The organism is Maribellus comscasis (genome assembly GCF_009762775.1).
Classification (GTDB): Bacteria; Bacteroidota; Bacteroidia; order Bacteroidales; family Prolixibacteraceae; genus Draconibacterium; species Draconibacterium comscasis.
In genome coordinates, this window is sequence record NZ_CP046401.1 from 4,045,908 (window position 1) to 4,071,628 (window position 25,721).

The window sequence follows — 25,721 nt, forward strand, 5'->3', positions numbered from 1 at the left end:
TTTTTTTTATTTAGGTTTTGTAAGTTATCAATATTGGTGCAAAAGAAAAAAGGTTCCCGATAAAAGAACCTTTTCTAAAAAGATGGAAATATTTTATTTGAAATTTTTCAGAATTTCCTGAACGGCATCTTTGTGAATGGTGAAGTCCATCATTTTTAGTTTGATGTAATCTTCGCTAAAGAAATAGTAGCCAAAGTTTGGATTGTCTTCCCCCACGTTGCGAGAGCCGGAACTAGAGTCTTTGATCAGGTACCAGTCTTTTCCAGCGCCTTTGTAGTTTTCCAGGATGCCAATCAGATGCATTCCGTGGTCGTCGGTGGTTGTGCCGTTTGAAAAGCGGAACTGTCGCGCATCTTCATTGATGTATTCTGAAGGAATATCGTAGTCAGGAATAATGGCGCAGTTTGTTTCGCGGCTAAAACCGGTTTCCGAAACATCGCCGCCAATCGAAACGGAATATCCTTTTTTCACTGCTTCTTTCAGCGCTTTCATAAATACATCGAGCGGAACATTGTAATAATCTTTGTTGTGCCACCAGTTATCGGGTACTTTGTATTCTACTTTTTCCCAGTATGGTTCCTGTTTGTACGAAATGATTTCAACAAAATTGTTTGGATCCAGTTTCAGGTAATCTTTTAAGTAGGTTTTTGGCGTATATTTTCTTCCGTCAACAGTAAATTCAATCGGCGGTTCACCAATGTAGTGTTTCATAATGTCTTTAATGGTTGCCAGTCCGTATTCCATATTCCAGGAGTTCGATTCTTTCATCGATTTCAGGAAGTTTGACATTTCGGCCATCATTTTTGCGTGGGTGTGAAATTTTCGTCCATGCAACAAACCAGTGTATGCACTTTCAGGAACGGCACCATACATTTCCATAATCCGGGCAACAGCATTTCCTTCTGAACCTTCACTAAAATGGGAGTCTCCTCGTTTTTCAACAAAACGACGTGCTTTTTCGACATACTCCCAATACACCGTGTACATTTCCGAAAGTTTTACTTCTTTACCGGTTTGTCTGTAGATTTCTGCTTCATAAAACGACGAGGTTGAAAAGCACCAGCATGTTCCTCCGTTTCCCTGCGAAATGGTTGGCTGGCACCAAACTGTTTGATACAAACTTTTGTCGTTCGGCAAATCAAGCCCCGACTGATCCATTACAAATCTTTTGTAGGGTTCTTTTTCTTCCAGTTTATCTTCCACTGCATTTACATCTTTCAAAATCGATTCATAATAAAACCCTTTGCCTTGTTCTACAACTTCGAGTTTTCCTTTGTCTTCATTTTTCTGGGCCATTGTACCAAAGGCAAACAACAATCCCATTAATGCTAAAAAATTCCGTTTCATAAATATTTTTTGTTGAATAAGTCAAATTTTAAACGCAATGCAACCAAAACTTTGATTGAGATAAAATATATTTTTTGAAGCCCGAAAAGTTAGTTTTATTTAGTGAGGTAACAGATGACGATCGTCAGCAAATGAAGAGGAAAAAAAAGAACCTAAGATCATTCTTCCAGCATTTTCATTACATAATCCAATTCAATGTCGGGTTCGGTAATCTGATATTGGGCCTGTGTATAAAATTCGTTTCTTTTTTTTAGTGTTTCATCAATAAAAGCAACCAACTCATCGCGCGATTTGCCTTTGATAAGAGGACGTTCCGTTTTCGACTTTAAAAGGCGATCGGCCAGAATTCCCGGATCAATATTCATATATATTGTTTTTCCGGTTTTGTTCATTAGGTCGATATTATCGAAAAAGCAGGGTGCACCGCCACCGGTAGCAATTATAATATTGGTAAACTCCGAGAGTTCCTGTAATGCTTTTTGTTCTTTTTTGCGAAATTCTGCCTCTCCGTCCTCAGCAAAAATTTGAGGTATTGTTTTACAGTTTCGTTCTTCAATGTAGTGGTCCATATCCACAAACTGCAGGCCGGTGTGTTTTGAAAGTCTTCTCCCTAACGTTGACTTTCCGCATCCCATGTAACCAATCAGGTATATTCTCATAATTCTTGAAAAACGTAAAAATACAAAGTGAATCGGAGATTGGCAAAAATAAAAAAGGACGCTGGTTTTGCGTCCTGCCATATGTTATTCATTTAGAAAAGTGACATCTGATTAGGATTCTCCTCCTCGTCATCTTTTTTTGGTCTTTTTATTTCGAAAGGAACATCATCAAAGCCTTTCTTTTCTTCCGGCTCTTCCTCTTCGGGCTTGTCATCTTCATCTTTAATTATGGGCTCCAGCTCTTTGATATTGTCCACGTGGTAATTGGAGAGTCGTTTCCCTTTAGCCTTCCAGGATTTAACACCAATAAATTCAGCAACTTCGATAATTTCATTTTCGCGTTCCGAGTTTTTACCGCCAAATTCAAGTTCCAGTCTCGGATAACGAACCCATGTTATGCTTACCAGTTTATTATCAGAATTATCGCCAACAAAACGATACAATTTTCCTTCTGCTTCTTCTATTTCAAAACGTTTAACATAGTAGTACTGCATTTCTGCATCAAAATAAACAGCCGACAATACTTTTCCTGAATCGTATTTTTCAATACAAAGAATGTCGTCATCAAAATGGTTACTCAAATCGTAGTTGTATAGCTGGTATTCTCCTTTTTTGTATAGAACGAGAATTTTATCTTCGCCGGAAAATTCACCCAAATATTTTCCTCGTTTATCCGCATTTAATCGAAGCACGTCTTCATCGAACCAGATTTTGCGTCCTCCCAGTGTTGATACGCCTTTTTCTTTCAGGTTGATTTTGTGTACATCGTGTTTGGTGAGAAGATTACCCATCGATTGGCGGCCTTTTATTGCCAGTTCTCCCAAATCAACCTCAAACTGTAGTTTTTTCAAACGCGGCTTGGGTTTCAAAATTACTTTCAGAACTTCGGCTTCGCCATTTGGATTGGCTGAGAAATAAACAATGCGCGAACCTTTTGAACCCTTTGTTACATCGTATTCTTTGTCGCGGGTAACTCCCGTAACAGAAAAACGTTTCATGTAAAAATAGCCTGATTTCCCATCTTTATAAACCACGTTGTAAATGGTTCTTTTGTCATTCTTTTTGAAAACGGCAATGTGTAGCGGATTTTTATCAATAAAAGCTTTGTCTGAAACTTTGGTTATAAAATAGGTGCCGTCGCGTCTGAAAACAATAATATCGTCAATATCGGAGCAATCGCAAACATATTCGGCTTTTTTCAGTCCGGTTCCCATAAAACCTTCTTTCCGGTCGATATAAAGCTTTTCGTTTTTTACCACTACTTTTGATGCAACAATATTTTCAAAACTTCTGATTTCGGTTTTACGTTCACGTCCTTTTCCATATTTGTTTTTCAAATGGCTAAACCATTTAATGGTATATGGAATAATGTTTTCAATATTATTAACAACATCGGCAATTTCATCTTCGATGGCATGCAAAAAATCTTCAGCTTTGTCTTTGTTGAATTTGAGGATACGGGCCATTCTGATTTCCATCAGTTTTAAAATATCTTCACGGGTAACTTCACGTTTTAGCTTTGGCTTCCAGGGATCCAGTCTTTTGTCGATGTGCGCAATCGCCTGGTCCATGTTTTCCGAATCTTCAAATTTTTTGTCTTTGTAAATGCGTTCCTCAATAAATATTTTCTCCAGCGAAGAGAAATGCCATGCTTCTTCCAGTTCGGCCTTTTTTATCTCCAGCTCCATTTTCAGCAAATCCACTGTGCTGTCCGCCGATCTTTTCAGAATTTCTTTTACCCCGATAAAAAGAGGTTTGTCGTTCTCAATAATACATGCATTGGGCGAAAGTGAAACTTCACAATCGGTAAAAGCATACAATGCATCAATGGTCTTGTCTGACGAAACGCCTGAAGCCAGGTGAACAAGGATTTCAACATCCTGGGCTGTGTTGTCGTCAATCTTTTTTATTTTGATTTTTCCCTTGTCATTTGCTTTAATTATCGACTCAATTAAAGTAGTAGTCGTTTTTCCATATGGAATTTCTGTAATTACAAGGGTTTTGTTATCGAGTTTTTCAATTTTTGCCCGAACTTTAACCGAACCGCCTCTTAAACCATCGTTGTACTTACTAAAATCTGCCATACCTGCGGTTGGAAAGTCGGGGACGATTTCAAAGTCCTGCTTACGGAGGTAGGCAATGGATGCATCGATAAGTTCGTTAAAGTTATGAGGGAAAAGTTTTGAAGCCAGACCAACAGCAATCCCGTCTACTCCCTGTGCCAGAAGCAACGGAAATTTTACCGGAAGAGTAAGCGGTTCTCTTTTTCGTCCGTCATAGGAAAGTTTCCACTCTGTCGTTTTCGGATTAAAAAGAACTTCCAAAGCAAATTTTGAAAGACGGGCCTCAATGTAACGGGCAGCTGCGGCTCCGTCACCTGTAAGGATATTCCCCCAGTTTCCCTGAGCATCAATCAATAAATCTTTTTGCCCCAGTTGAACAATGGCATCGGCAATTGATGCATCGCCATGTGGGTGATATTGCATGGTTTGCCCGATAATGTTGGCTACTTTGTTGTAGCGGCCATCGTCCATTTCGCGCATTGCATGCATAATTCGGCGCTGCACCGGTTTTAGTCCGTCGTTTATATAAGGAACGGCACGTTCCAAAATTACATAAGATGCATAGTCGAGAAACCAGTTGCGATACATCCCCGGCAAATAAGTAATTTCCTCTTTGATGTTATCGTCCCGGAGTTCCTCTTCATTTATATTTTCTTCTGACATTCCCTCTTTTTCGTCCATACTGTTTTAAAACAAATGGCTTGTATATGGTTAGTAAAAATTTACGCTACTTCGTCTTTTTCGACATACAAGTTGTCGATTATAAATTCCTGTCGGTCGGGAGTATTTTTTCCCATGTAAAATTCCAGCATTTGTGCAACCGACTCGTGCTTTTTCATCATAACAGGATCAAGGCGAATATCCTTCCCGATAAAATTTTTGAATTCATCCGGAGAAATTTCTCCCAACCCTTTAAATCTTGTAATCTCCGGTTTCCCTTTTAACTTTTTGATGGCTTTCTCTTTTTCTTCTTCCGAATAGCAGTAGTAGGTTTTTTGTTTGTTTCTTACCCTGAAAAGCGGGGTTTGAAGAATGTGAACATGGCCTTTCCGAATCAACTCGGGGAAAAATTGTAAAAAGAAAGTGATAAGCAGCAGCCGGATATGCATCCCGTCAACATCGGCATCAGTGGCAATAATTACCTTGTTGTAACGAAGGTCTTCCATACTTTCTTCAATGTTTAAGGCTGCCTGAAGAAGATTAAACTCTTCATTTTCGTATACCACCTTTTTGGTTAAACCGTATGTATTAAGCGGTTTTCCCCGTAAGCTGAAAACAGCCTGGGTGTTTACATCGCGCGATTTTGTAATTGAACCGCTGGCTGAATCCCCCTCGGTAATAAAAATACTCGATTCTTCGTTTCTTTCATTTTTGTCGTTAAAATGAACGCGACAGTCGCGCAATTTTTTGTTGTGCAGATTGGCTTTTTTTGCGCGCTGTTTTGCCAGTTTTTTAATTCCGGAAATGGCTTTTCTTTCCCTTTCCGATTCAACGATTCTTTTTAAAAGAATCTCTGCTGTTTCCTGGTTTTTGTGAAGATAGTTATCCAGTTCTTTCTGGAGGAAATTTCCAACATGCGCCCTCACTGAAGGACCGTTGGGGCCGATATCCTTTGAACCCAGTTTGGTTTTTGTTTGCGATTCAAAAACCGGTTCTTCTACCTTTATGCTAATTGCCGCAACAATGGAAGCCCTGATATCTGAAGGGTCAAAATCTTTTTTGTAAAATTCGCGGATGGTTTTTACCAACACTTCCCGAAATGCCTGTAAGTGGGTTCCTCCCTGTGTGGTGTGTTGCCCGTTTACAAACGAGTAGTAATCTTCTCCGTATTGATTCCCATGGGTGATCGCAACTTCAATGTCTTCCCCTTTTAAATGGATGATGGGATATATGAGATCGTGGTTCATGTTTTCTTCCAGAAGGTCGCGAAGACCGTTGCGTGAATAAAACTTTTCCCCGTTAAATTCAACTGTTAAACCCGCATTCAAAAAGGTATAGTTTTTCATCATATTTACGACATAGTCGCTGATGAAACGAAATTTTTTGAAAACAGTTTGGTCGGGCTCAAATACCACCTGTGTGCCATTGGGCTCGTCCAGCCCTTTGTAGTCTTTTTCATCGGTTTTTATACCCTGACTAAAGAATACTTCTTTGGCCACTCCTTCACGAACGGCTTTTATTGTAAAATTAGACGAAAGTGCGTTAACCGCTTTTATTCCGACTCCATTTAATCCCACCGACTTTTTAAATACTTTTGAATCGTACTTGGCCCCGGTATTCATTTTGCTGGCAACATCCACCAGTTTTCCCAAAGGAATTCCACGTCCGTAGTCACGAACAACTACTTTCTCCTGATCGATGTTTATGGTTATTTTTTTTCCAAATCCCATCATAAACTCATCGATGGAGTTGTCCATAACTTCCTTTAAAAGAACATAAATTCCGTCGTCGGGCGCTGAGCCGTCGCCCAATTTTCCAATGTACATTCCCGGACGCTTCCGTATGTGTTCCTGCCAGTCGAGTGTTTTAATTGTCCCTTCGTCGTAATTCGGAGTCATAGTTATCTTCAATTTGGCACAAATATAACTAAAACAATGATGGTTTTCGAGATTAAAACACTTCAGTATTTAACAGTGTATGGTTGAAAAGTGTGTTCTGTAAGTGCTGTTTTTACTGGGATTAGCTAAGTTTTCAACAATCAATTTTTAATATCGTGGGTTTCTTTGGCTCGACTAAAAATTTTAAATAATACCCATTTTTTTCATCAAAAAAGTAGCGTTCATGGTTCGTGTAACACCATCCGAAAGTTTGTAATCAAAAACCAGTTCATCGTTTTCAATTTTTATTTCAAAACATTTGTTGAACACCTGTTGCGGGAATTCTTCTTCCATTTCGCTAAGTTTTAAATCGTGTGTTGCAATCAACGAAACTGATCTAAACTCTACCAGTTTGCGAATAAGTTCTTTTGAGCCATTTAATTTGTCAACAGAGTTGGTTCCTTTGAGCATTTCGTCAAGAATTACAAAAATTCGCTCGCCTTTTTGTAGTCTGTCCAGAACGCCTTTTATCCTTTTTAATTCAGCGAAGAAGTACGATTCGTCTTTTAACAATGAATCGGTTGTGCGCATATTGGTATAAATCCTTACCGGCGTGAATTTCATTTCATTGGCGCAAACCGGTGCTCCAATGCGCCCAAGAATAAGATTAACACCAACTGTACGCAAAAAAGTACTCTTTCCGGCCATATTTGCTCCGGTTACAATCATAACTTTTGACCAGCCGTTGATTTCAAAATCATTACATACTCTTTTTTCTGATAACAGGAGCGGGTGTCCCAATTGATTTGCCTGGAAAGTAAAACCTCCGTCGTGTATTTTAGGAAAGGTAAAATCCGGTTGGTTATTGGCAAAATTGGCTAAACTTATTAAAGCGTCCATTTCTGCAATCACATCGAGCCAGGCGGTCAGTTTTTTATGATTTTTGTTGTGCCATTTCCAAAGTTTATAAACACAACGAATATCCCACAGGAAAAGTGAATTCAAAATAAATCCTACAATAATATTTCCCCGGTACTCAAATTCTGTTACCCGTTTTTTTAAGTTATTGAAAACATGACTTGCCGAATCGGGAGCAATAACTTTTTTTTGCAGCTCAAGAAGATATACGGTTTGAAATTCCTTTTCTTCGATGAGTTTCAACGATTGCATGTATTTTTCAAGGAGATTCGATTTCTGGCCAAAGTAGCGAAAGTACTGACGGATCCTTTTTCCATAAAAAAACATCAGAATCCATTGTGCCAGAATTGCAGAAGATATATAAAAATTGGAAAAACCGGTAACTACGGGTATTAGTGCAATAAATGTCAGCAGCGGCAAAATGCCAATTAGCCACTTTGTAGCTTTCCTGTTTTTTAAATCCAGTTCTGTATTTGACCAGTTTTTAATTTCTCTGCTCATCTCCTTGGTTTCTTCAAAGAGTAATCCGTTTACTAAAAACTGAAGTCGCCACTCAGGTATTTCAGACAGCTCTTTTACGGCTTCCTGTTTTTTCTCAATTTCATTTTTATCCAGAGATGGATGAATGAGCGAGTTCGCCAGTTTTTTGCGTCCGCTTTGGGTAGAGGTACGGTTTAAAAACTGAAACAGAGAACCCTCGCCAAAAACATCGAGGTCGTATGTGAAAAAGTGTTCGGTATTCAAAAATGACTCCCCGTTTTCAAAATGCGAAAACGAATGCTGCAAAGCCAGAAGTTCGTTTTTTGTAATTTTTAACAGCACAGAAATTTTTTTCTTTCTTTTTTCGTGCTCAATATTCTTTTTTACCAAGAAGGAAAAAAGGACAAGGGCCGCGACAGTAAAAAACATTGTTAGCCACGTGTCGAAACCAAGTGTTGAAACAGGAATGAAAATTAAAATAAATGAGGCTAAACGATACCAGACAAAACGTCGAAGCAGGCCTGATACATTTTTTAAATCCTCTGTAAATTTTTCTTTTCTTTCGTTGTAAAAATCTGAAACGGGTCGGTTCATTTTACAGATAATTATAATAGTGGAGAATGGAAACAACAATCAAAACAGTTGTTGTTAATGTGAGAAATACAAGAAAGACTGTGCCAGACTGTTTTATGGCTAAACCGGTTGTTTCAATTTTAGGCATTCGAGTTCCAAAAAAGTGAATGTCGAGAAACATTAATGTTTTGAACATTATCCAACCAATTCCCCATCCTAAAAGTGCACCAAAAAGAATATCAGTAGGGTAGTGAACTCCTGAGTAAATACGCGAATACGAGAGCAAAAGTGCCCAAAGTAATATTAAAATACTGTAACTGCGATTTTTGAAAATACGGGAAGTGAAAACATAAATACCAAAAGTGTTGGCCGCATGAGAAGATACAAAGCCATATTTTCCTCCTTTTCGTAAAACATTATGTACAAGATGTTCGATTTCCGGATTATATACAGGTCGCAGGCGTTCAACCCAATGTTTGATTAAAACTGAAATCTGGTCGCTGGCTAAAATTGTTAAAGCCAGAAAAATCACAATTAAAATTGATTTTTCACGGTATTTTTTTACAAAATAAAACAGGATAACAGCGTAAAAAGGAAGCCAGGTCTCTTTTCGCGTGGCCATTAACATGATTGTATCCCAGAAATCATTGTGAAAACTATTCAGGTATAAAAAAAGCTCGGTATCTAATTCCAATATTTTTTGAAGTAACTCCATTAACTGTTTAATATTTCCCAGATTTTATCTTTTAGTTTTTGAATGTTGAATCCTGTAACCGATGAAAAAAACATGTGTGGAATTCCTTTTAATTCGTTGCTGATTTCTTTTATCAGTTCTTCATCCAGCATGTCTGCTTTCCCAATGGATAAAAAGCGCTGTTTGTCAAGTAACTCAGGATTGTATTTTTCAAGCTCATTTAAAAGGATTTTATATTCTTTGAGATGATCTTTACTGTCGGCCGGTACGATAAAAAGCAACATCGAATTGCGTTCAATATGTCTTAAAAAACGAATTCCCAGACCTTTCCCCTGGTGTGCACCTTCAATAATCCCCGGAATATCGGCCATTACAAACGAACGCTGCTCCCGGTGTCCTACAATTCCTAAATTTGGTACAAGGGTGGTGAAATGGTATTCAGCGATTTTGGGTTTTGCTGCCGAAACCACAGAAAGTAAGGTTGATTTGCCGGAACTGGGAAAACCAACCAGTCCAACATCAGCGAGAACTTTTAATTCCAGTATTTTCCAGCCTTCAACACCTTCTTCACCTGGCTGGGCGTAACGCGGTGTTTGGTTGGTTGATGATTTAAAGTGGTCGTTCCCCAATCCGCCACGACCGCCTTCCATTAAAATTTGTGATTCGCCATGTTTTGTGATTTCAAACAGAAACTCACCTGACTCGGCATCTCGTGCAACGGTTCCCAGCGGAACTTCCAGAGTGATATCCTCCCCATCTGCTCCGGTACTCCGTTGTTTACCTCCGGCTTCGCCATGTCCGGCTTTGATGTGTTTCTGATATTTTAAATGAAGGAGAGTCCACATATTTTGGTTTCCCCGCAGGATAATGTGTCCCCCTCGGCCACCATCGCCTCCGTCGGGGCCTCCTTTTGGAATATACTTTTCTCTTCGCAAATGCGCTGAACCAGCCCCTCCGTCTCCCGATTTACAAAAAATCTTTACGTAATCAACAAAATTTGATTCAGCCATTTTCTTCCCTTTTTACTCCTTCTTTTTGAATGATTATGTTTTGCGGTAAACTTCGCTGTTAAAGCAGAAATACATACAAAAGCAATTAAAATTTTCCTACTACTTCTTTTAACCTTCCGGCAATTTCTTCGATGGTTCCCATACCGTTTATACCGAAATGTTTGCCTTGTGGTTTGTAATATTCAATTAACGGTAATGTTTTTTTGTTGTATACATTAATCCGGGTTTCAATTACAGACTGGTCCTGGTCATCAGCTCTGCCTGAAACTTTTCCCCGGCTCAATAAACGGTTTATCAATTCTTGCTTTTCTACCTCAAGACTCAGCATGCCTGAAATCGGTGTGTCATTTTCTTTCAGAAGCTTGTCCAGTGCTTTTGCTTGTTCAACGGTTCGAGGGAAACCATCAAATATAAAGCCTTTTGCATCTTTGTTGCTTGCCAGTTTGCTTTTTATCATTCCGATAACCACTTCGTCGGGCACCAGTTCTCCTTTGTCCATATAACTTTTGGCTTCCAGGCCAAGCTCTGTTCCCGTTGCAATTTCACTTCGAAGTAAATCGCCTGTTGACAAGTGGTTCAATCCAAATGAATTGATTAGAAATTCAGCCTGTGTGCCTTTCCCCGCTCCCGGAGGGCCAAATAATACAAGATTTAGCATTTTTTTTGGTTTTTAATCGTTAATAACTGAGTAAATATCTATTAAATTTCTACCATAGCCATCGTAATCCAAACCATATCCAACGATAAAATCGTTAGGAATTTCCAAACCAATATAATCCAACTGAACTTGTTTCTGTAAAGCATCCGGTTTGAGTAAGAGTGTTGCAATTTTTACCTCTTTCGGATTCATTCCTTCGAGTTGTTTCAGAATATTTTCAATGGTGATTCCTGTATCCACTATATCTTCAAGCACAACAACTGTTCTGCCCTCAATTTTTTCGTTTATCCCGATTAACTGTTTAACATTTCCTGTTGTTTTATCTCCTTCGTAGGATGCCAGCTTTACAAAAGTGATTTCAGAATCCAGCAAATCGATACGTTTAAAAAGTTCGGCGGCAAACATAAATGACCCGTTTAAAATGCAGATAAAAAGAGGATTTTTATTTGCTAATTCATTGTTCATTTTCTCCGCCATTTTTTCTACTTCGGAACGGATTTTTTCGTATGGAATAAAGAGTTTAAACTCTTTGTCAAGGATTTTTACCTGTTTCATCAAAGAAAAATGATTTTTTTTAGTTGTTAAATTGCCGTAATTTCGCCTTTGAAAAAATAAAATGTACAAATTAACAAAACAATTCGATTAACTGAAAATATAAGTTATAAAACATGGAGCCAAAAGTAAGTATTATTATGGGGAGCACGTCCGATTTGGATGTGATGGCAAAAGCTGCAAAGTTACTCGACGATTTTGAAATTCCGTTTGAAATGAATGCGCTTTCAGCGCATCGTACACCGGATGAAGTGGAGAAATTTGCGAAAGGAGCCAGGGACAATGGAATTAAAGTGATTATTGCTGGTGCCGGAATGGCAGCTCACCTGCCTGGAGTGATTGCAGCAATGACTCCGGTTCCTGTAATTGGCGTTCCGATTAATGCGAGTCTTTCCGGTTTCGATTCAATTCTGGCTATCCTTCAAATGCCTCCGGGAATTCCGGTTGCAACCGTTGCTGTAAACGGTGCGATGAATGCCGCTATTTTGGCTGTTCAAATGATGGCTACAGGGGATGATGTGTTGATGCAAAAATTGGTAGATTATAAAGAGAGTCTGAAACAGAAAATTGTAAAAGCAAATTCCGAACTCTCAGAAGTGAAATACAACTTCAAAACCAATTGATTTTTAGAAAATAAGATATTTTAGTAAATTAGTGGGGACGGATTTTTCCGTCTCTTCTAATTTATGATGAAACAGTTTTTGTTTACAGTTAGCTTCCTGATTCTCGGTATTTTTGCATTTTCTATTGAGAATTACCCTTCCGGTGCACGTTCGCTGGCACTTTCGCATGCGTCAGTTTCTTTTTCCGATGTTTGGAGTACCTTTCACAATCAGGCCGGGTTGACTGGTGTAAATGCTTTTTCCGCTGGTTTTTTCTACGAGTCGAAATTTCAGATTGAGGAACTTTCTCTTGTTTCAGGAGCCCTGGTGTTGCCAACTGCTTCCGGAAATTTTGGAGTCAGTTTTTTTCAATTTGGAGAAGGAAATTTTAAAGAAAATAAATTTGGACTGGCTTTTTCAAAGCTGCTGACAAAAAGGCTTGGTGCAGGAATTCAACTTGATTATCTGTCGCAAACATTTCCGGAAAACTCGCGCTCAAAAGGCTTTGTAACAATAGAGGGAGGTGCCATTTTCTCAGCTTCGGAGGATTTGGTGTTTGGGGCGCATGTTTTTAATCCTTTTTTGCGTGGAATAGAAACATTAAACGGGAAACAAAAGGTGCCTGCTGTTTTTCGTTTGGGCGGGCGTTATCATTTTGATACAGTGGTTCTCCTGGCTTTTGAAGCCGAAAAAAACAGCAGGAATCCATTACTCATGAAAACAGGAGTAGAATTCAAGCCGGTAGAGAACCTAGCTTTACGTTTTGGAGTTTCGGGAAAACCTTTTAAATACACAGCCGGACTTGGCTACACCTTTGGAAAAGTTACAACCGATATCGGTTTTAGCTATCACGGAAACCTTGGGTTTACACCATCAGTTTCACTTCAGTTTAATTTATAATGAAATGGGGCAAAGAACATATCATTGCTTTTGCACTTTTGCTTGCTTCCTTAGGTTTGTCTGCACAAGAGACAGATCCGCTTCGAACCATTGAAGCGATTTTGGAATCACTGGCAGGAACACTGGAAGAGGAGTCAGGTGCCGCACTGATAATTGAAGATTTGGAACGTTTGGCAGAAAATCCGCTTAATATTAATTCTGCTTCTGCATCAGAGCTTTCCCGTTTACACTTTCTGGACGACATTCAAATTCGGAATTTAATTCATTACCGTGAACAGTATGGTGCAATTTATTCCATTTATGAACTAAATACCATTGAGGGATTTTCACCTGATTTGCTTTTGAAAATGGAACCATTTATTTCGTTTGGCACATTGGAAGAAGAGCCTCAACGTTTTTCTGAAACCTTAAAATACGGGCGACATCAATTATTGATTCGAACGCTGACAACAACACAAATTCCAAAAGGATATAAAAAAAGAGATGATGGTTCGATTCCTTATGAAGGGAGCCGGCTCAGGTATTATTCGCGTTACCGTTTTGAAGCTGGAGATAATTTCTCTGTAGGTTTTACGGCTGAAAAAGATCCGGGCGAGGCATTTTTTCTTGGCTCAAACAGAAGTGGATTTGATTTTTATTCTGGTCATATAAGCACCAAAATGAGTTCGGTTATTGAAAATGTTACCGTTGGTGATTTTTGGATTCGCTCGGGACAGGGGCTGGTGCTTTGGCAGGGGTTTTCTATGAATAAATCGCTTAATGCCCTTGATATTTTTAAAACCAACCAGGGAGTGCGTCCATTTACTTCGACCGATGAAAACAAGTTTTTCAGAGGCCTTGCAACTTCATTAAAATTCCAAGACCTTGGCCTGATCCTTTTTTACTCTCACAAAAACGATGATGCAAATATTATTTTTACCGATTCGCTTCCAACAAGTTTTTCAAGTTTGCAAACTTCAGGTTATCATCGCACGGAAAATGAAATAGCCGATGAAAAATCGCTTGAAAATTTGAATTGGGGAGCGATTGTAACCTGGCAGTTTAACTACCTGAAACTGGGAGCTACTTTTGTTGCAGAGCAGTTTGGTTTGCCTTTTGTCCGAAATGAGCAATTATACAACAAATTTCGTTTTTCCGGGTCGAAAAATTATACGGCCGGCATGGATTATCTTTTCAGCAGAGGAAAATACCAGTTGTTTGGCGAAGCTGCAATTTCAAAATCAAAAGGGAAAGCATTTTTGCAGGGTGCGGTAGCACATTGGCACGACCGTTTTAATTTATCATTGTTATTTCGCCATTTCGATAAAGATTATCATGCACTTTGGGCAAATCCGTTTGCCGAAGGAAGTTCAGCCGAAAATGAAACAGGCTTGTATTTGGGCACCCGGATTTTGCCGGTTAAATTTGTGACACTTTCAGCCTATACCGATTTTTATCATTCGGAGTGGGTGAATTATACAACTGCCGGCCCGGCAACCGGATGGGAGGTTTTTACACAAGCCGATTTTCGATTCTCGGAGAAATTTCAGTTTTATCTTCGTTATAAAAATAAAGAAAAAGATCAGAAAGTAAAACTTGATAAATTATATCAGAACAAATCAGAACAAAACAGAAAAATTCGCTTGCATCTTCAGTATAAACCCGGTGAAAAGTATACTTATAAAACCCGTTTTGAGCATTCATTTTTTAAAGGACTGGAAAAAGAGAAAGGATTTTTAATGTTTCAGGATGTACAATATTCATCGGTTTCCTTTCCGTTGAATTGTTCTGTCCGGCTGGCCTGGTTTTCAACCGGGGGATACAATTCCCGTATTTATGCTTACGAAAACGACCTGCTTTATACATTTTCTGTCCCGGCATTTTACGATAAAGGGTTCCGGGGATATTTCAATTTAAAATATCAGATTTCAGAAAAATTGGATTGCTGGTTCAAAATCGGACACACCATTTACAACGAACGGGAATCAATCAGTTCGGGCTATAATGAAATAGCCGGGAATCAAAAAACCGAACTAAAATTTCAATTGAGGTTGAAAATATAGATTTGAATTCATTACTTTGCCCTGTTTTACAAAAAAGCTAAAAATGCCTGAATTTAATTTTGATGACATACGCCCTTATACCGACAAAGAAGTTAAAGAGAAAATAAAATTGCTGATTAAAGACCCTGTTTTTGATGAGGTTTTAATGCACATGTTCAAAGTCCGGCCTAAGGTGGAGATGATAAAATTGCAGTTGCGGATGGTGCGAACTGTGCGGCAGTTACAGGGAACTTTTGTATACGACATGCTCCGGATGATTATCAACAAAACTTCGGATGGGCTGACTCACACAGGTCTCGATAAACTCGATAAAAAGAAAGCGTACCTTTTTATTTCCAATCACCGCGATATTGTACTTGATGCAGCATTTATCAATTATCTTATTTTTGAAAAGGGAATGAATACAACGAATGTTGCCATCGGGAATAACCTGCTTTTATATACCTGGATTGAACATGCAGTAAAACTTAACCGTGCTTTTGTTGTGAAGCGGAATCTTCCACCGCGGGAATTGATGGAATCTTCAAAGAAAGTTTCTCACTATATACGAAAATCAATTGTTGAAGACAATGTTTCGGTTTGGATAGCACAGCGGGAAGGCCGCACTAAAGACGGATTTGACAAAACGCAGGTGAGTGTACTTAAAATGCTGAATATGAGTAATGCGTCAGGTTTTTCAGAAGGATTTAATGAATTGAATATTGTTCCGGTATCAATCTCATACGAGATAGAACCTTGTGGTTTGGCAAAAATGAAAGAGCTGATAAAAAAGGAACATTATGGCCAGAAAAAAACCAGCAAAGACGATTTGAAAAGTATGTCGATGGGGATGTTTAATCCAAAAGGAAGAATGCGTTTTTCATTTGGAACTCAAATTAAAATAGATCTTGAGGAAGCAAAAACAAGAGAGAAACAAAATCAACTGGCAGAGGTACTGGCTGCTAAAATTGACAGTCAGATATATTCCAACTTTAAACTGTGGCCCAGCAATTATGTTGCCTACGATTTACTGACAGGGGAGGACCGGTTCAGACATAAATATTCGGAAGAAGAGAAAAAACATTTTGAGCTGATGTTGGAACAGGCGATGATTTTTATCGATTTCCCGATTACAGATATTACCGAGCGATTTTTAAGAATTTATGCCAATCCGGTAATAAATAAACTTGCTGTAACAGGAGGATGAAAATGACAAAGGCCATTATCTGGGACTGGAACGGAACGCTTTTGAATGATCTTGATTTTTGTATTTCAACAATAAACATTTTACTAAAAAGAAGAGAACTACCTTTGTTAAACCGGAACAGTTACAAAGAGGTGTTTTCTTTTCCGGTGAAAGAATATTATAAAGCAATAGGTTTTGATTTTAAAAAAGAGGACTTTTCAATCCCTGCAAAAGAATTTATCGATTTATACGATGGCGGCGTCGGAAGTTGCGGACTGCATCCGTCTGCTATAGATGTACTTGAGTATTTCAGAAATCAGGGATTCCGGCAGTTTGTTCTTTCGGCGATGAAACAAAATATGCTTGAAAAGACACTTCAACAAAACAAAATTTTTCATTTTTTTGAAGGAGTAGCAGGCTTAAATGATCACTATGCAGTTTCAAAAATAGAAAGAGGAAAAGAGTTGATTCAACAGTATCAAATTAACGTTGAAAGTTCATGGATTGTAGGGGATACGACTCATGATTTTGAAGTAGCTGAGCAGCTTGGAATAAAATGTATTTTAGTTGCCGACGGGCATCAATCAGTACAAAGACTCAAAGGAACCAACATGCCGGTAATGGAGAAACTTTTGGAGTTAAAAAGCTGGCAGGAATTTTAAATTGACGGGGCTTAGAAAATATCACGTTTTTTTATGTCACGAATATATAACTGAAGGTTGGTTTTTCCCCTGTATTCATTTTCAGCGATGGAATAACATACATCAAACGGAAGTCCGGAAGTAATCAGGTCAAATTTGTCTGATTGGTTAAAAGCAATTCCGGGAAATATTCCAGAGTTCACATCGGGTTCAACCAAGTCAAGTTTCAGGTGTTCCTGATTTTTTCCAACCAACCGGCTGGTTCCTGCATCAAAAACATCTTCCGTAACAAAAATCGGCGTCATATTATGTGGACCGAATGGCGCGAATTGTTTTAAGATCCTGAAAAACCGCGGTGTAATTTCACTTAACGGGATTTTTGCATCGACCTCAATTGTTTGTGTTTGCTGAAGGTCGGTGATTTGCTCTGTAACAATTTCCTCAAAACGTTTTCTGAATTCCGGAATATTCTCAATTTTCATGGTTAGTCCGGCTGCATACATATGCCCACCGTACGATTCGAGCAAATCGCTGCATTTCCCGATTGCTTCATACAAATCAAAATCTCCCACCGAGCGTGCAGAACCGGTTGCCTGTCCGTTTGATTCGGTTAAAATGACAGTGGGGCGGTAATATTGCTCTGTAATTCTGGATGCAACAATTCCAACAACCCCTTTGTGCCAGTCGCGGTTATATAAAACCGTACTGTTCATATTTTTCAGTTCCTCGTTCTCCTCAATTGTATCCAGCGCATCCTGAGTAATGTCTCGGTCAAGGGTTTTTCTGATTTCATTAAACGAATCTATTTCTTCACCCAGTAAATCCGATTTATCCTCATCGTTGGAAACCAGTATCTGAACCGATTTTTTACCATGTTCAATTCTGCCCGAAGCATTTAAACGTGGTCCTATTTTGAAAACAATATCACTTATTGTGATTTCATTTCCATTCAACCCCGCAAAATTGATAATGGTTTGCAGCCCAATTCCGGGGTTTGAGTTTAACTTTTTTAATCCGTAATATGAAAGAACACGATTTTCTCCTGTAAGTGGAACAATATCAGAAGCGATACTTACCACAACCAAATCCAGTAAATCGTGCACTTCTTCCTGCTCTATATTATTTTTCTGGCAATAGGCCTGTAAAAACTTAAAGCCCACTCCACATCCTGATAAATCCTTGTAAGGATATTTACAGTCAGATTGTTTGGGATCTAAAACCGCCACAGCCGGAGGAACTTCGTCATCAGGGTTGTGGTGATCGCAAATAATAAAATCAAGCCCGCGCTCTTTTGCGTTTGCAATTTTTTCCACCGCTTTAATACCACAGTCAAGGGCAATCACAAGCGAGAATCCATTGTTAACAGAGTAATCGATACTTTTGGGAGAAATCCCGTAGCCCTCGCTGTATCGGTCAGGAATATAATATTCAATATGCTGAAAACGCGATTTTAAAAAGGTGTACATCAGAGCTACCGATGTGGTGCCGTCGACGTCATAGTCGCCGTAAATCAGAATTTTTTCCTGGTTGGCAATGGCCTTTTCCAGCCGCTCAACCGCTTTCCCCATATCTTTCATCACAAAGGGGTCGTGGAGGTCGCTCAATCGGGGTCTGAAAAATGCTTTTGCTTCGTTGAAAGTTTTTATTCCGCGTTGAACTAACAGTTTGGCAATTACCATATTTACGTTTAGTGCAACCGACAAATGTTTAATTTCATTTTGATCGCCCCGCTTTTTTAGATTCCACACTTTTTCCATAAATATTGTTCCAAACCGTTAATGTGCAAAGATAGAAATTGCCGGCTGATAATAGAAAAATATTTATTTAACCTTACCATTTATTTTCTTTTCCTTTCAATTCTTCTGAGAACAAATGCGATACAAGTTCTTTTATTATCTTTGCCGGAAAATTTTTCGAAAGAGATAAAATGAGTAATCAGGAATTAAGCGAACAGCAAGTTATTAGGAGAAATTCGTTGCAAAAATTACGCGAACTGGGCATCGATCCGTATCCTGCGGCTGAGTTTAGAGTAAATGCAACAAGCACCGAAATAAAAGCAAATTTTAGTGAGGAGGAGGGCAATTATCAGGATGTTGTTTTTGCCGGAAGATTAATGAGCCGGAGGATAATGGGAAAGGCCTCGTTTGCCGAAATTCAGGATTATAAAGGACGAATTCAGATATATGTAAACCGCGATGAGTTGTGCACCGGAGAAGACAAAACCATGTACAACGAGGTGTTTAAAAAACTGCTTGATATTGGCGACATTATCGGTATTAAAGGTTTTGTTTTTAAAACACAAATGGGAGAGATTTCTATTCATGTAAAAGAATTAACGGTTCTGAATAAATCGCTTCGTCCGCTGCCCGTCGTAAAAGAAAAAGATGGCAAAACTTACGATGCTTTTTCCGATGCTGAACAACGGTACCGTCAGCGTTATGTCGATTTAATCGTAAATCCGCAGGTGAAAGATGTATTTATTAAGCGTACAAAAATCATCAATACCATGCGCGAGATGTTTAACGAGTACGGTTACTTTGAAGTTGAAACGCCTATTCTACAACCTATCCCAGGAGGAGCAGCGGCACGCCCTTTTATTACACATCATAATTCGCTGAATATTCCGCTTTACCTGCGTATCGCTAACGAACTTTATCTGAAACGCTTGATTGTTGGTGGTTTCGATGGTGTATATGAATTTGCCAAAGATTTCCGTAACGAAGGGATGGACCGCACACATAACCCGGAATTCACCGTGATGGAAATTTATGTGGCTTACAAAGATTACAAATGGATGATGAGTTTCACCGAGCAGATTTGTGAACGTGTGGCGCTGGCGCTTCATGGAACCACAAAGGTGCAGTTGGGCGAAAATATTATTGATTACAAAACACCCTATCCGCGTGTAACCATGACCGAAGCGATAAAAGAATATACCGGTTATGACATTTCGGGCAAAAGCGAAGAGGAATTGCGTGAGATTTGCGACAAGCTGGGAATTGAAACAGATCCGAGCATGGGAAAAGGAAAACTGATTGACGAGATTTTTGGCGAGAAATGCGAACATAATTACATTCAGCCAACGTTTATTACCGATTATCCGGTTGAAATGTCACCGCTGACAAAAAAACACAGGGAAAACCCGGAGTTGACCGAACGTTTTGAATTGATGATAAACGGAAAAGAGCTGGCAAATGCCTATTCGGAATTAAACGACCCGATTGACCAGCGCGAGCGTTTTGAAGAACAGTTGCGTTTGTCGGAAAAAGGCGATGACGAAGCCATGTTTATCGACCAGGATTTTTTGCGTGCACTGGAATACGGAATGCCGCCAACTTCAGGAATGGGAATGGGAATCGACCGTTTAACCATGTTTATGACCAACAGTCCATCGATTCAGGATGTACTTTTCTTCCCGCAAATGAAACCGGAAAAGAAAGTTACGGTTGAACTGACCGACGATGAAAAAGCAGTGATGGAATTGTTAAAAGCGCAATCTCCGGTTGATTTGAACGAGCTGAAAGAAAAGTCGGGGCTCAGCAACAAAAAATGGGACAAAACCATAAAAGGATTGACCAAACACAAACTGGCCAAAGTAGAAAAAAACGATGATGGTTTGTTTGTGGAATTAATATAGAACTAAGAATAAAGAACCAGGATTCAAGATACAGCCTCTTCATTTTCAGGAAGGGGCTTTTTTTGTTTCTTAAAGATGAGGTTTGGAGTCCGAAGTGTCAATAAATAACCAAATTATCACAAGATAAAAGCTAATGAAATGGATGCAGAAAGAACAAACAATTAGAAATTATTTGTAAATTTAAGTAATAGAAAACAAATAATTAACAAGTAGCATAGATTAGGTAATGATGAAAAGCAAGCTCTGGCTTTTTTCTTTAATACAATTAATCCTATGTTATAATAAAGAGAGCCGTTATGATTGGAACGTCAGACTATATTTCTGCTATAGCAATTGTAATTTCATTAATTAGTTTTTTTTATACTATGTATCGTCATAGACAAGAACTCGGAATGAAATTCGAACAAAGAAAACAGGAAATTAGGCAACTGATTATAGAAACAGACGTGATTAATCAGAAAATATTTCACACAGTTTATAAAATCCAACTAAAACAACAATTTAATGAAAAACTGAAATCATACGTCGAAAAATTGGTAGCTGGAATAGATGAAAACGAGAATGATATGAAGATTTTAAAAACAGCATTTTCAAAAATAGGTCGATCCTCCAGTAAATATGCTAGTTTAGAATTGGAAAAGCTATTATCCAAAGTTCAATCCAATCTCGGCGAGGTAAAGAAAAATTATGAACTAATGGGAAATATTCAAGAATTGATAAGTAAGTAAATATATAACATGAAAATTTGTAGATAGCTTATATGAGCTGTCTGGAAGTTCCCCTTAGTATTCTGTGCACAAAACTCATCAACATCATTAGATATAATTTCCTCCTTTACAAACCTTTTGAATTCTTTATCACTTAAATCTTTATCTTCTTCGTCGATTGCGTGCTCATTTCTCCAATATGTTTGTTCCCTGTAACCTTTGAGGTTCTTTCTTCGGATTTCAGTTTGATTAGATCTGGATGAAGATGGTGGAAAATAACTATGGCAAGGTATTAAATTGATAATCTCTTCTTTGGAAAGATATAGGGTTTATGAAGGATTTGGAGATTTATTTTCGTTTTTAATAATTGAATCAAATAGTAGCTAAAGTTTTATTTTGGTTTTTCAGTTGCTGTGTCGATTAATGTCGTACCTTGACCGTAATTAAAAACGAAGCTAACTGACTTATGAAAACCTTGTCCGGTAGAATTTTAGAAAAGTGTGGATGGCGAATAACGGGTGATTATGGCGATTTAAAAAAGTCGGTAACCATTTTTGCACCTCACACCGCACACATCGATGCGATTTACGGGAAACTCGGATTCACGGAGCTGGGTGTTAAATTTAAATTTCTTTCAAAAAAAGAACTCTTCTTTTTTCCCATGAATTTGGTTATGAGGAAATTTGGTTCGATTCCGGTTCGCGGGGTAAAAGGTAAAAATGCCATTTATCAGGTTGTTGATCTTTTGGAATCATCAGAAGAATTGCATATTGTTGTTTCTCCGGAGGGGTGGATAAAAAAGATGGAAAAATGGAATAAAGGGTTTTTCTATATGGCTCAAAAAGCTCAGGTTCCTATTGTTGTGGCTGCGCTTGATTATGGGAAAAAAGAAATGGGCGTACTTGGAATTATTTATGACACTTCTGACTTTACTGCTGTTATGGGGCAGATTAAAGAATTTTATAGAGAAGTAAAAGGGAAAAAAACCGGAACAATTTGCCCTGCATGTGGATTAATTAAACAGGTAAAGCTGCTGATACCGGAGCTCTATTGTTTTCAGGGAGGAGCGTTTTGTTAAAATATCCGCATTTCTAATAAATACAGAATGTTTGATATTGGTTATTCTGTTGTAAGTATAAAAATCAGCGATCAACTTCATCGCTAATATTGAACCCCTCTTTTATCCGTTTGTTAGTTTATTTCGAAGTGTAAATCGTTTCTTTTCAATAGACAAACAAAATGTTGCTATTTTTGATAAACCAACTAAAAACAACAAGTATGAAAACTCAAAAGCTAAGCATTGCAACAGTTTTAATCCTGGCGTTTTCCATTGCAATAACTACCATGTCAAAAGCAGAAAAACCAATTCGTCTGGCAGTGGCTAGAATGTCGCACGGGCATATTTCATTTATTTTAGGCCGGCCCGATAAGGGTGACTTTGAATTGGTAGGAGTTTGCGATACAAACCGGGTATTAACCCGGAATGTAAAAGTAAGGTACGAATTGCCTGCTGAAATTATTTATCACAATCTGGAAAAAATGCTCGATGAAACAAAACCGGAAGCTGTGGTCGCATTTGGTTCTATTTTCGACCATTTGTCGGTGGTTGAAGCCTGTGCTCCCCGCGGTATTCATGTGATGGTGGAAAAACCGTTGGCGGTAAATATGGAACATGCAAAACAAATGGCAGAATTGGCAGAAAAACACGATATTTTTTTGCTAACGGATTATGAAACTTCGTGGTACCCCACAACGGCGCAATCGCTGAAAATGGTGCGAGAAGATGATTTTGTCGGGAATTTGAGGAAAGTGGTTATTCACGATGGGCATCGGGGACCAAAGGAAATTGGTTGCGACCGGTTTTTTCTTGAGTGGCTGACCGATCCGGTTTTAAATGGCGGCGGTGCTATTATCGACTTTGGGTGTTACGGGGCCAATCTGATGACCGCGTTAACAAACGGGCAAGAGGCTGTTTCTGTTACGGCAGTAACCCGCCAGTTTAAACCCGATGTTTATCCAAAGGTTGACGACGAGGCGACCATAATTGTTTCTTATCCTGAAGCGCAGTGTATTATTCAGGCATCGTGGAACTGGCCGTTTAGCAGGAAAGACATGGAAATTTACGGAGATGAGGGATATATTTATGCACTTAACAGGTCGGATATAAAATTCAGAGGTGCTGATGTAAGTTCAGAAGTTCAAAAAAAGATTACACCAGACGATATCCCGGTTTACGAGGATCCATTTGCCTATTTTGCTGATGTGATCCACAAAAAAATTGTTCAGCCTGAATATGGCCTTTATTCGCTTAAAAACAATTTGGAAGTGGTAAAAATACTCGATGCAGCCCGTGAATCGGCCAGAACCGGCAGAGCAGTTTTTTTTAAAAAGTAGATTTTTTTAGCCTCCAAAATTCAGTATAACAGATGTTTGCACCTTTGTTGTATGCCTACGTCTTTTGTAGCGGAGATTACCTTTTCCTGTTTTTCCGAATATATATATACAAAAGGACGCAACTAATTATAATTTTTGAAAGAAGAAGATGACTGTATCATTTCGGTACAGAAAGATCTTGTTTTTGAAGGCAAGATCGTTTGTGATGGTTTACAAACCCCAAACCACACTTTTTTTGGGATGGGTCACATTTAGTTTGGCGGGGTTATCTATATCCTGACAAATTCAGTATAAATTGTAAATGGCTTTTTTCGGGTCATTTACGTTTTTATACTTGATTTGAAACCAATCATTAAATCGCGATAGTATGAAGAAATTTTATTTGTTAAAAGAAATAACCCTTTTACTGTTTTTTCTATTATTCACGTATTCTGTATTTAGTCAGGAATCGTTGTTTATAACAACACCGGGTATTGAACTGGCTCCAGGCGAGACAATTTCCGTAAGCGCCGGTTATACTGACAGTATGGGAATAGAGCAGGAGGTGAAAATAAAATGGAATACCGAGCCCGGCTATCTTGGCAAAGTAGACAAAAACGGATTATTTACTGCAAGTCATTCCGGAGAAGGGATTTTAATTGCTAAGTATAAGGAACTTCGCGACTCTGTGAATTTAAAAGTGACAGGGACCCCAAAAGGTACTGAAGAAGAAAATACTGCATATCCCAAAGTAAAGGTTACTCCCGGCAAAATTAAGGTAATGGCCGGCGATTCGGTTGAATTGGCTGCATTTTATATCAACGAACTGGATCAAAAGGTTGACACTATTTTTTCCTGGTCGGTTTGGCCGGCGGAACTTGGAAGCTTTTCCTATTCTTCAGAAAATATGTTTTATGCTCATAATGTTGGTAAAGGAATTCTTGTAGCTTCGCTGGGAGAATTAGCTGATACGGTAAAACTTGAGGTTGAAGAGCCAAAAGTAAAAACCAACAACGGCAATAACAGCAGGCAAATGCAAATACTGCCGGGCGACACAATAGTCGCGCTGGGCAGCTTGATGCAAATCCAGTACGATGCTGTTTATAAAACAAACGGGAATAAACACGACGATGCAGAAGTTGTGTGGATCCTGTCCGGTGATTCGATAGGGGCAATTGAAGCAAGTACTGGCTTGCTGACTCTGTCGGGTGAAACCGGGTTGGCCTTGATCAAAGCAGAATATAGTAATTTTAGTGCGTCAGTAGAGCTGCTGGTGGTTGATTCTCTTGTTGATCCGGTAGTAAATACAATAACCATACATCGCGTTCTTCCCGATGGAACAGAACTGCCGGCTAAATTATTTAATGAAGGTGAGTCATATAAGATTGGCGGATTACCCTTTCCCTTGAATATTTTGAATGGAGGAATGATTCATTTCCCCTTTGGATGTATTGATGAAGATATCCTTATTTATATGTTTATTCCTGACGAATATGCAGAAGTAGATGAGGACAGCGTTGAAGTAGAGTTTGAAAATGAAATTATTACCGGGGTGAAGTTTAATGTAATGCCTGTTGGGAGTGACTCAATTGTTGAGCCTTATTACTTTAATATTCCTTTGAACTTAAGCCTGATCTATAAACATGGCCTGTTGGATTCGCTTGGTGTCAGCCCCGAAAATCTGGACGTATTTTTTGCAGAAAATACCGGATTTACAGATGATGGTACCGGAAGTGTAGCTATTGACACTGTAAAAAATAAAATTTACGCAGCAATTGAGCATTTTAGTACTATTGTTGTAAAACAAAAAGAGAATGAAACGTTTGCCAGAGATTTAGGAAAAAACACAGGGGAGATGTTAATGGCTTATCCAAATCCGTTCAGCGTTTCAACACAATTGGCATTTAAACTTTCCAAAAAATCAGATATAGATCTCAGCATTTACAATTTGTTTGGACAAAAAGTGAAAGTTTTGGTACACGAAGAGAAATCAGAAGGTCTTCATACTGTTGAATGGAACGGGATGAATGAAAATGGCACCCTTTCTTCACCCGGAATTTACTTTTGCAGGATGCTTCTGAATGGTGATAAAGCGGTTGTAAAACAACTTATTTTGAACAATAGGTAATTTTAATTTTATCTTAGACAGTGGCCCCGGAGAAT

At 38.6% G+C, this 25,721-nt stretch carries 20 protein-coding genes; 10 read left to right on the plus strand and 10 right to left on the minus strand.

Translation table 11 applies throughout. The features are described from left to right. Positions 1–93: 93 nt before the first annotated feature. The 9 genes from GM418_RS15975 to hpt all read right to left on the minus strand — a co-directional run bounded on the left by GM418_RS15975 (position 94) and on the right by hpt (position 11,494). A complete protein-coding gene (locus GM418_RS15975) occupies positions 94–1,347 on the minus strand; it encodes a C1 family peptidase (protein WP_158868071.1) in 1,254 nt (417 codons plus the stop codon). A gap of 158 nt (positions 1,348–1,505) precedes the next feature. Further along, positions 1,506–2,087: a shikimate kinase gene (locus GM418_RS15980; RefSeq protein ID WP_217447490.1), complete on the minus strand. Its 582-nt coding sequence runs from the start codon at positions 2,085–2,087 to the stop codon at positions 1,506–1,508. Between the two features lie 11 nt (positions 2,088–2,098). Further along, complete coding sequence (locus GM418_RS15985) at positions 2,099–4,750, minus strand: DNA gyrase/topoisomerase IV subunit A (RefSeq protein WP_217447491.1); 2,652 nt, start codon at positions 4,748–4,750, stop codon at positions 2,099–2,101. A gap of 41 nt (positions 4,751–4,791) precedes the next feature. Further along, entirely contained in the window at positions 4,792–6,627 is a 1,836-nt protein-coding gene (locus tag GM418_RS15990) for a DNA topoisomerase IV subunit B (RefSeq protein WP_158868073.1), read from the minus strand. 183 nt (positions 6,628–6,810) lie between these two features. Further along, positions 6,811–8,598 (minus strand): MutS-related protein, encoded by a 1,788-nt coding sequence (locus tag GM418_RS15995; protein ID WP_158868075.1) that lies wholly within the window; start codon positions 8,596–8,598, stop codon positions 6,811–6,813. Position 8,599: 1 nt separating this feature from the next. After that, on the minus strand, positions 8,600–9,292 hold the full coding sequence (locus GM418_RS16000; RefSeq protein WP_158868077.1) for a phosphatase PAP2 family protein: 693 nt from the start codon (positions 9,290–9,292) through the stop codon (positions 8,600–8,602). After that, positions 9,292–10,281: a GTPase ObgE gene (obgE, locus tag GM418_RS16005; RefSeq protein ID WP_158868079.1), complete on the minus strand. Its 990-nt coding sequence runs from the start codon at positions 10,279–10,281 to the stop codon at positions 9,292–9,294. Before obgE ends, GM418_RS16000 begins: the two co-directional genes overlap by 1 nt. 85 nt (positions 10,282–10,366) lie before the next feature. Beyond that, positions 10,367–10,939, minus strand: a complete 573-nt coding sequence (locus GM418_RS16010) for an adenylate kinase (RefSeq protein WP_158868081.1) — start codon at positions 10,937–10,939, stop codon at positions 10,367–10,369. A gap of 12 nt (positions 10,940–10,951) precedes the next feature. Further along, on the minus strand, positions 10,952–11,494 hold the full coding sequence (gene hpt, locus GM418_RS16015; RefSeq protein ID WP_158868083.1) for a hypoxanthine phosphoribosyltransferase: 543 nt from the start codon (positions 11,492–11,494) through the stop codon (positions 10,952–10,954). A gap of 113 nt (positions 11,495–11,607) precedes the next feature. Between hpt and purE the strand changes: the two genes are divergently transcribed. From purE to GM418_RS16040, 5 genes are all read left to right on the plus strand, one after another. Further along, positions 11,608–12,114: a 5-(carboxyamino)imidazole ribonucleotide mutase gene (gene purE, locus GM418_RS16020; protein ID WP_158868085.1), complete on the plus strand. Its 507-nt coding sequence runs from the start codon at positions 11,608–11,610 to the stop codon at positions 12,112–12,114. Positions 12,115–12,177: 63 nt separating this feature from the next. Continuing rightward, the gene (locus tag GM418_RS16025; protein WP_158868087.1) at positions 12,178–12,993 is read left to right on the plus strand and encodes a hypothetical protein; all 816 of its coding nucleotides are present in this window, start codon (positions 12,178–12,180) and stop codon (positions 12,991–12,993) included. Further along, positions 12,993–15,035: a helix-hairpin-helix domain-containing protein gene (locus tag GM418_RS16030; protein ID WP_158868089.1), complete on the plus strand. Its 2,043-nt coding sequence runs from the start codon at positions 12,993–12,995 to the stop codon at positions 15,033–15,035. The genes GM418_RS16025 and GM418_RS16030 overlap by 1 nt, the downstream gene beginning before the upstream one ends. 43 nt (positions 15,036–15,078) lie before the next feature. Continuing rightward, positions 15,079–16,221, plus strand: a complete 1,143-nt coding sequence (locus GM418_RS16035; RefSeq protein WP_158868091.1) for a 1-acyl-sn-glycerol-3-phosphate acyltransferase — start codon at positions 15,079–15,081, stop codon at positions 16,219–16,221. Continuing rightward, positions 16,218–16,862 carry an HAD family hydrolase gene (locus GM418_RS16040; RefSeq protein ID WP_158868093.1) on the plus strand — a complete coding sequence of 215 codons (645 nt, stop codon included), beginning with the start codon at positions 16,218–16,220 and terminating at the stop codon, positions 16,860–16,862. Before GM418_RS16035 ends, GM418_RS16040 begins: the two co-directional genes overlap by 4 nt. 11 nt (positions 16,863–16,873) lie before the next feature. Here the strand turns inward: GM418_RS16040 and recJ are convergent, their stop codons facing one another. Further along, on the minus strand, positions 16,874–18,598 hold the full coding sequence (recJ, locus tag GM418_RS16045; protein WP_158868095.1) for a single-stranded-DNA-specific exonuclease RecJ: 1,725 nt from the start codon (positions 18,596–18,598) through the stop codon (positions 16,874–16,876). A gap of 170 nt (positions 18,599–18,768) precedes the next feature. Here recJ and lysS point away from each other — a divergent pair, with 170 nt between their 5' ends. The 5 genes from lysS (at position 18,769) to GM418_RS16070 (ending at position 25,686) form a co-directional block, all read left to right on the plus strand. Continuing rightward, positions 18,769–20,478 carry a lysine--tRNA ligase gene (gene lysS, locus GM418_RS16050; protein ID WP_158868097.1) on the plus strand — a complete coding sequence of 570 codons (1,710 nt, stop codon included), beginning with the start codon at positions 18,769–18,771 and terminating at the stop codon, positions 20,476–20,478. Between the two features lie 296 nt (positions 20,479–20,774). Beyond that, positions 20,775–21,206, plus strand: a complete 432-nt coding sequence (locus GM418_RS16055; RefSeq protein ID WP_158868099.1) for a hypothetical protein — start codon at positions 20,775–20,777, stop codon at positions 21,204–21,206. Between the two features lie 445 nt (positions 21,207–21,651). Further along, positions 21,652–22,263, plus strand: a complete 612-nt coding sequence (locus tag GM418_RS16060) for a 1-acyl-sn-glycerol-3-phosphate acyltransferase (RefSeq protein ID WP_158868101.1) — start codon at positions 21,652–21,654, stop codon at positions 22,261–22,263. A 200-nt stretch (positions 22,264–22,463) separates the two neighbouring features. Then, entirely contained in the window at positions 22,464–23,579 is a 1,116-nt protein-coding gene (locus tag GM418_RS16065) for a Gfo/Idh/MocA family protein (protein WP_158868103.1), read from the plus strand. 367 nt (positions 23,580–23,946) lie between these two features. Next, entirely contained in the window at positions 23,947–25,686 is a 1,740-nt protein-coding gene (locus tag GM418_RS16070) for a T9SS type A sorting domain-containing protein (RefSeq protein ID WP_158868105.1), read from the plus strand. Positions 25,687–25,721 lie beyond the last annotated feature (35 nt).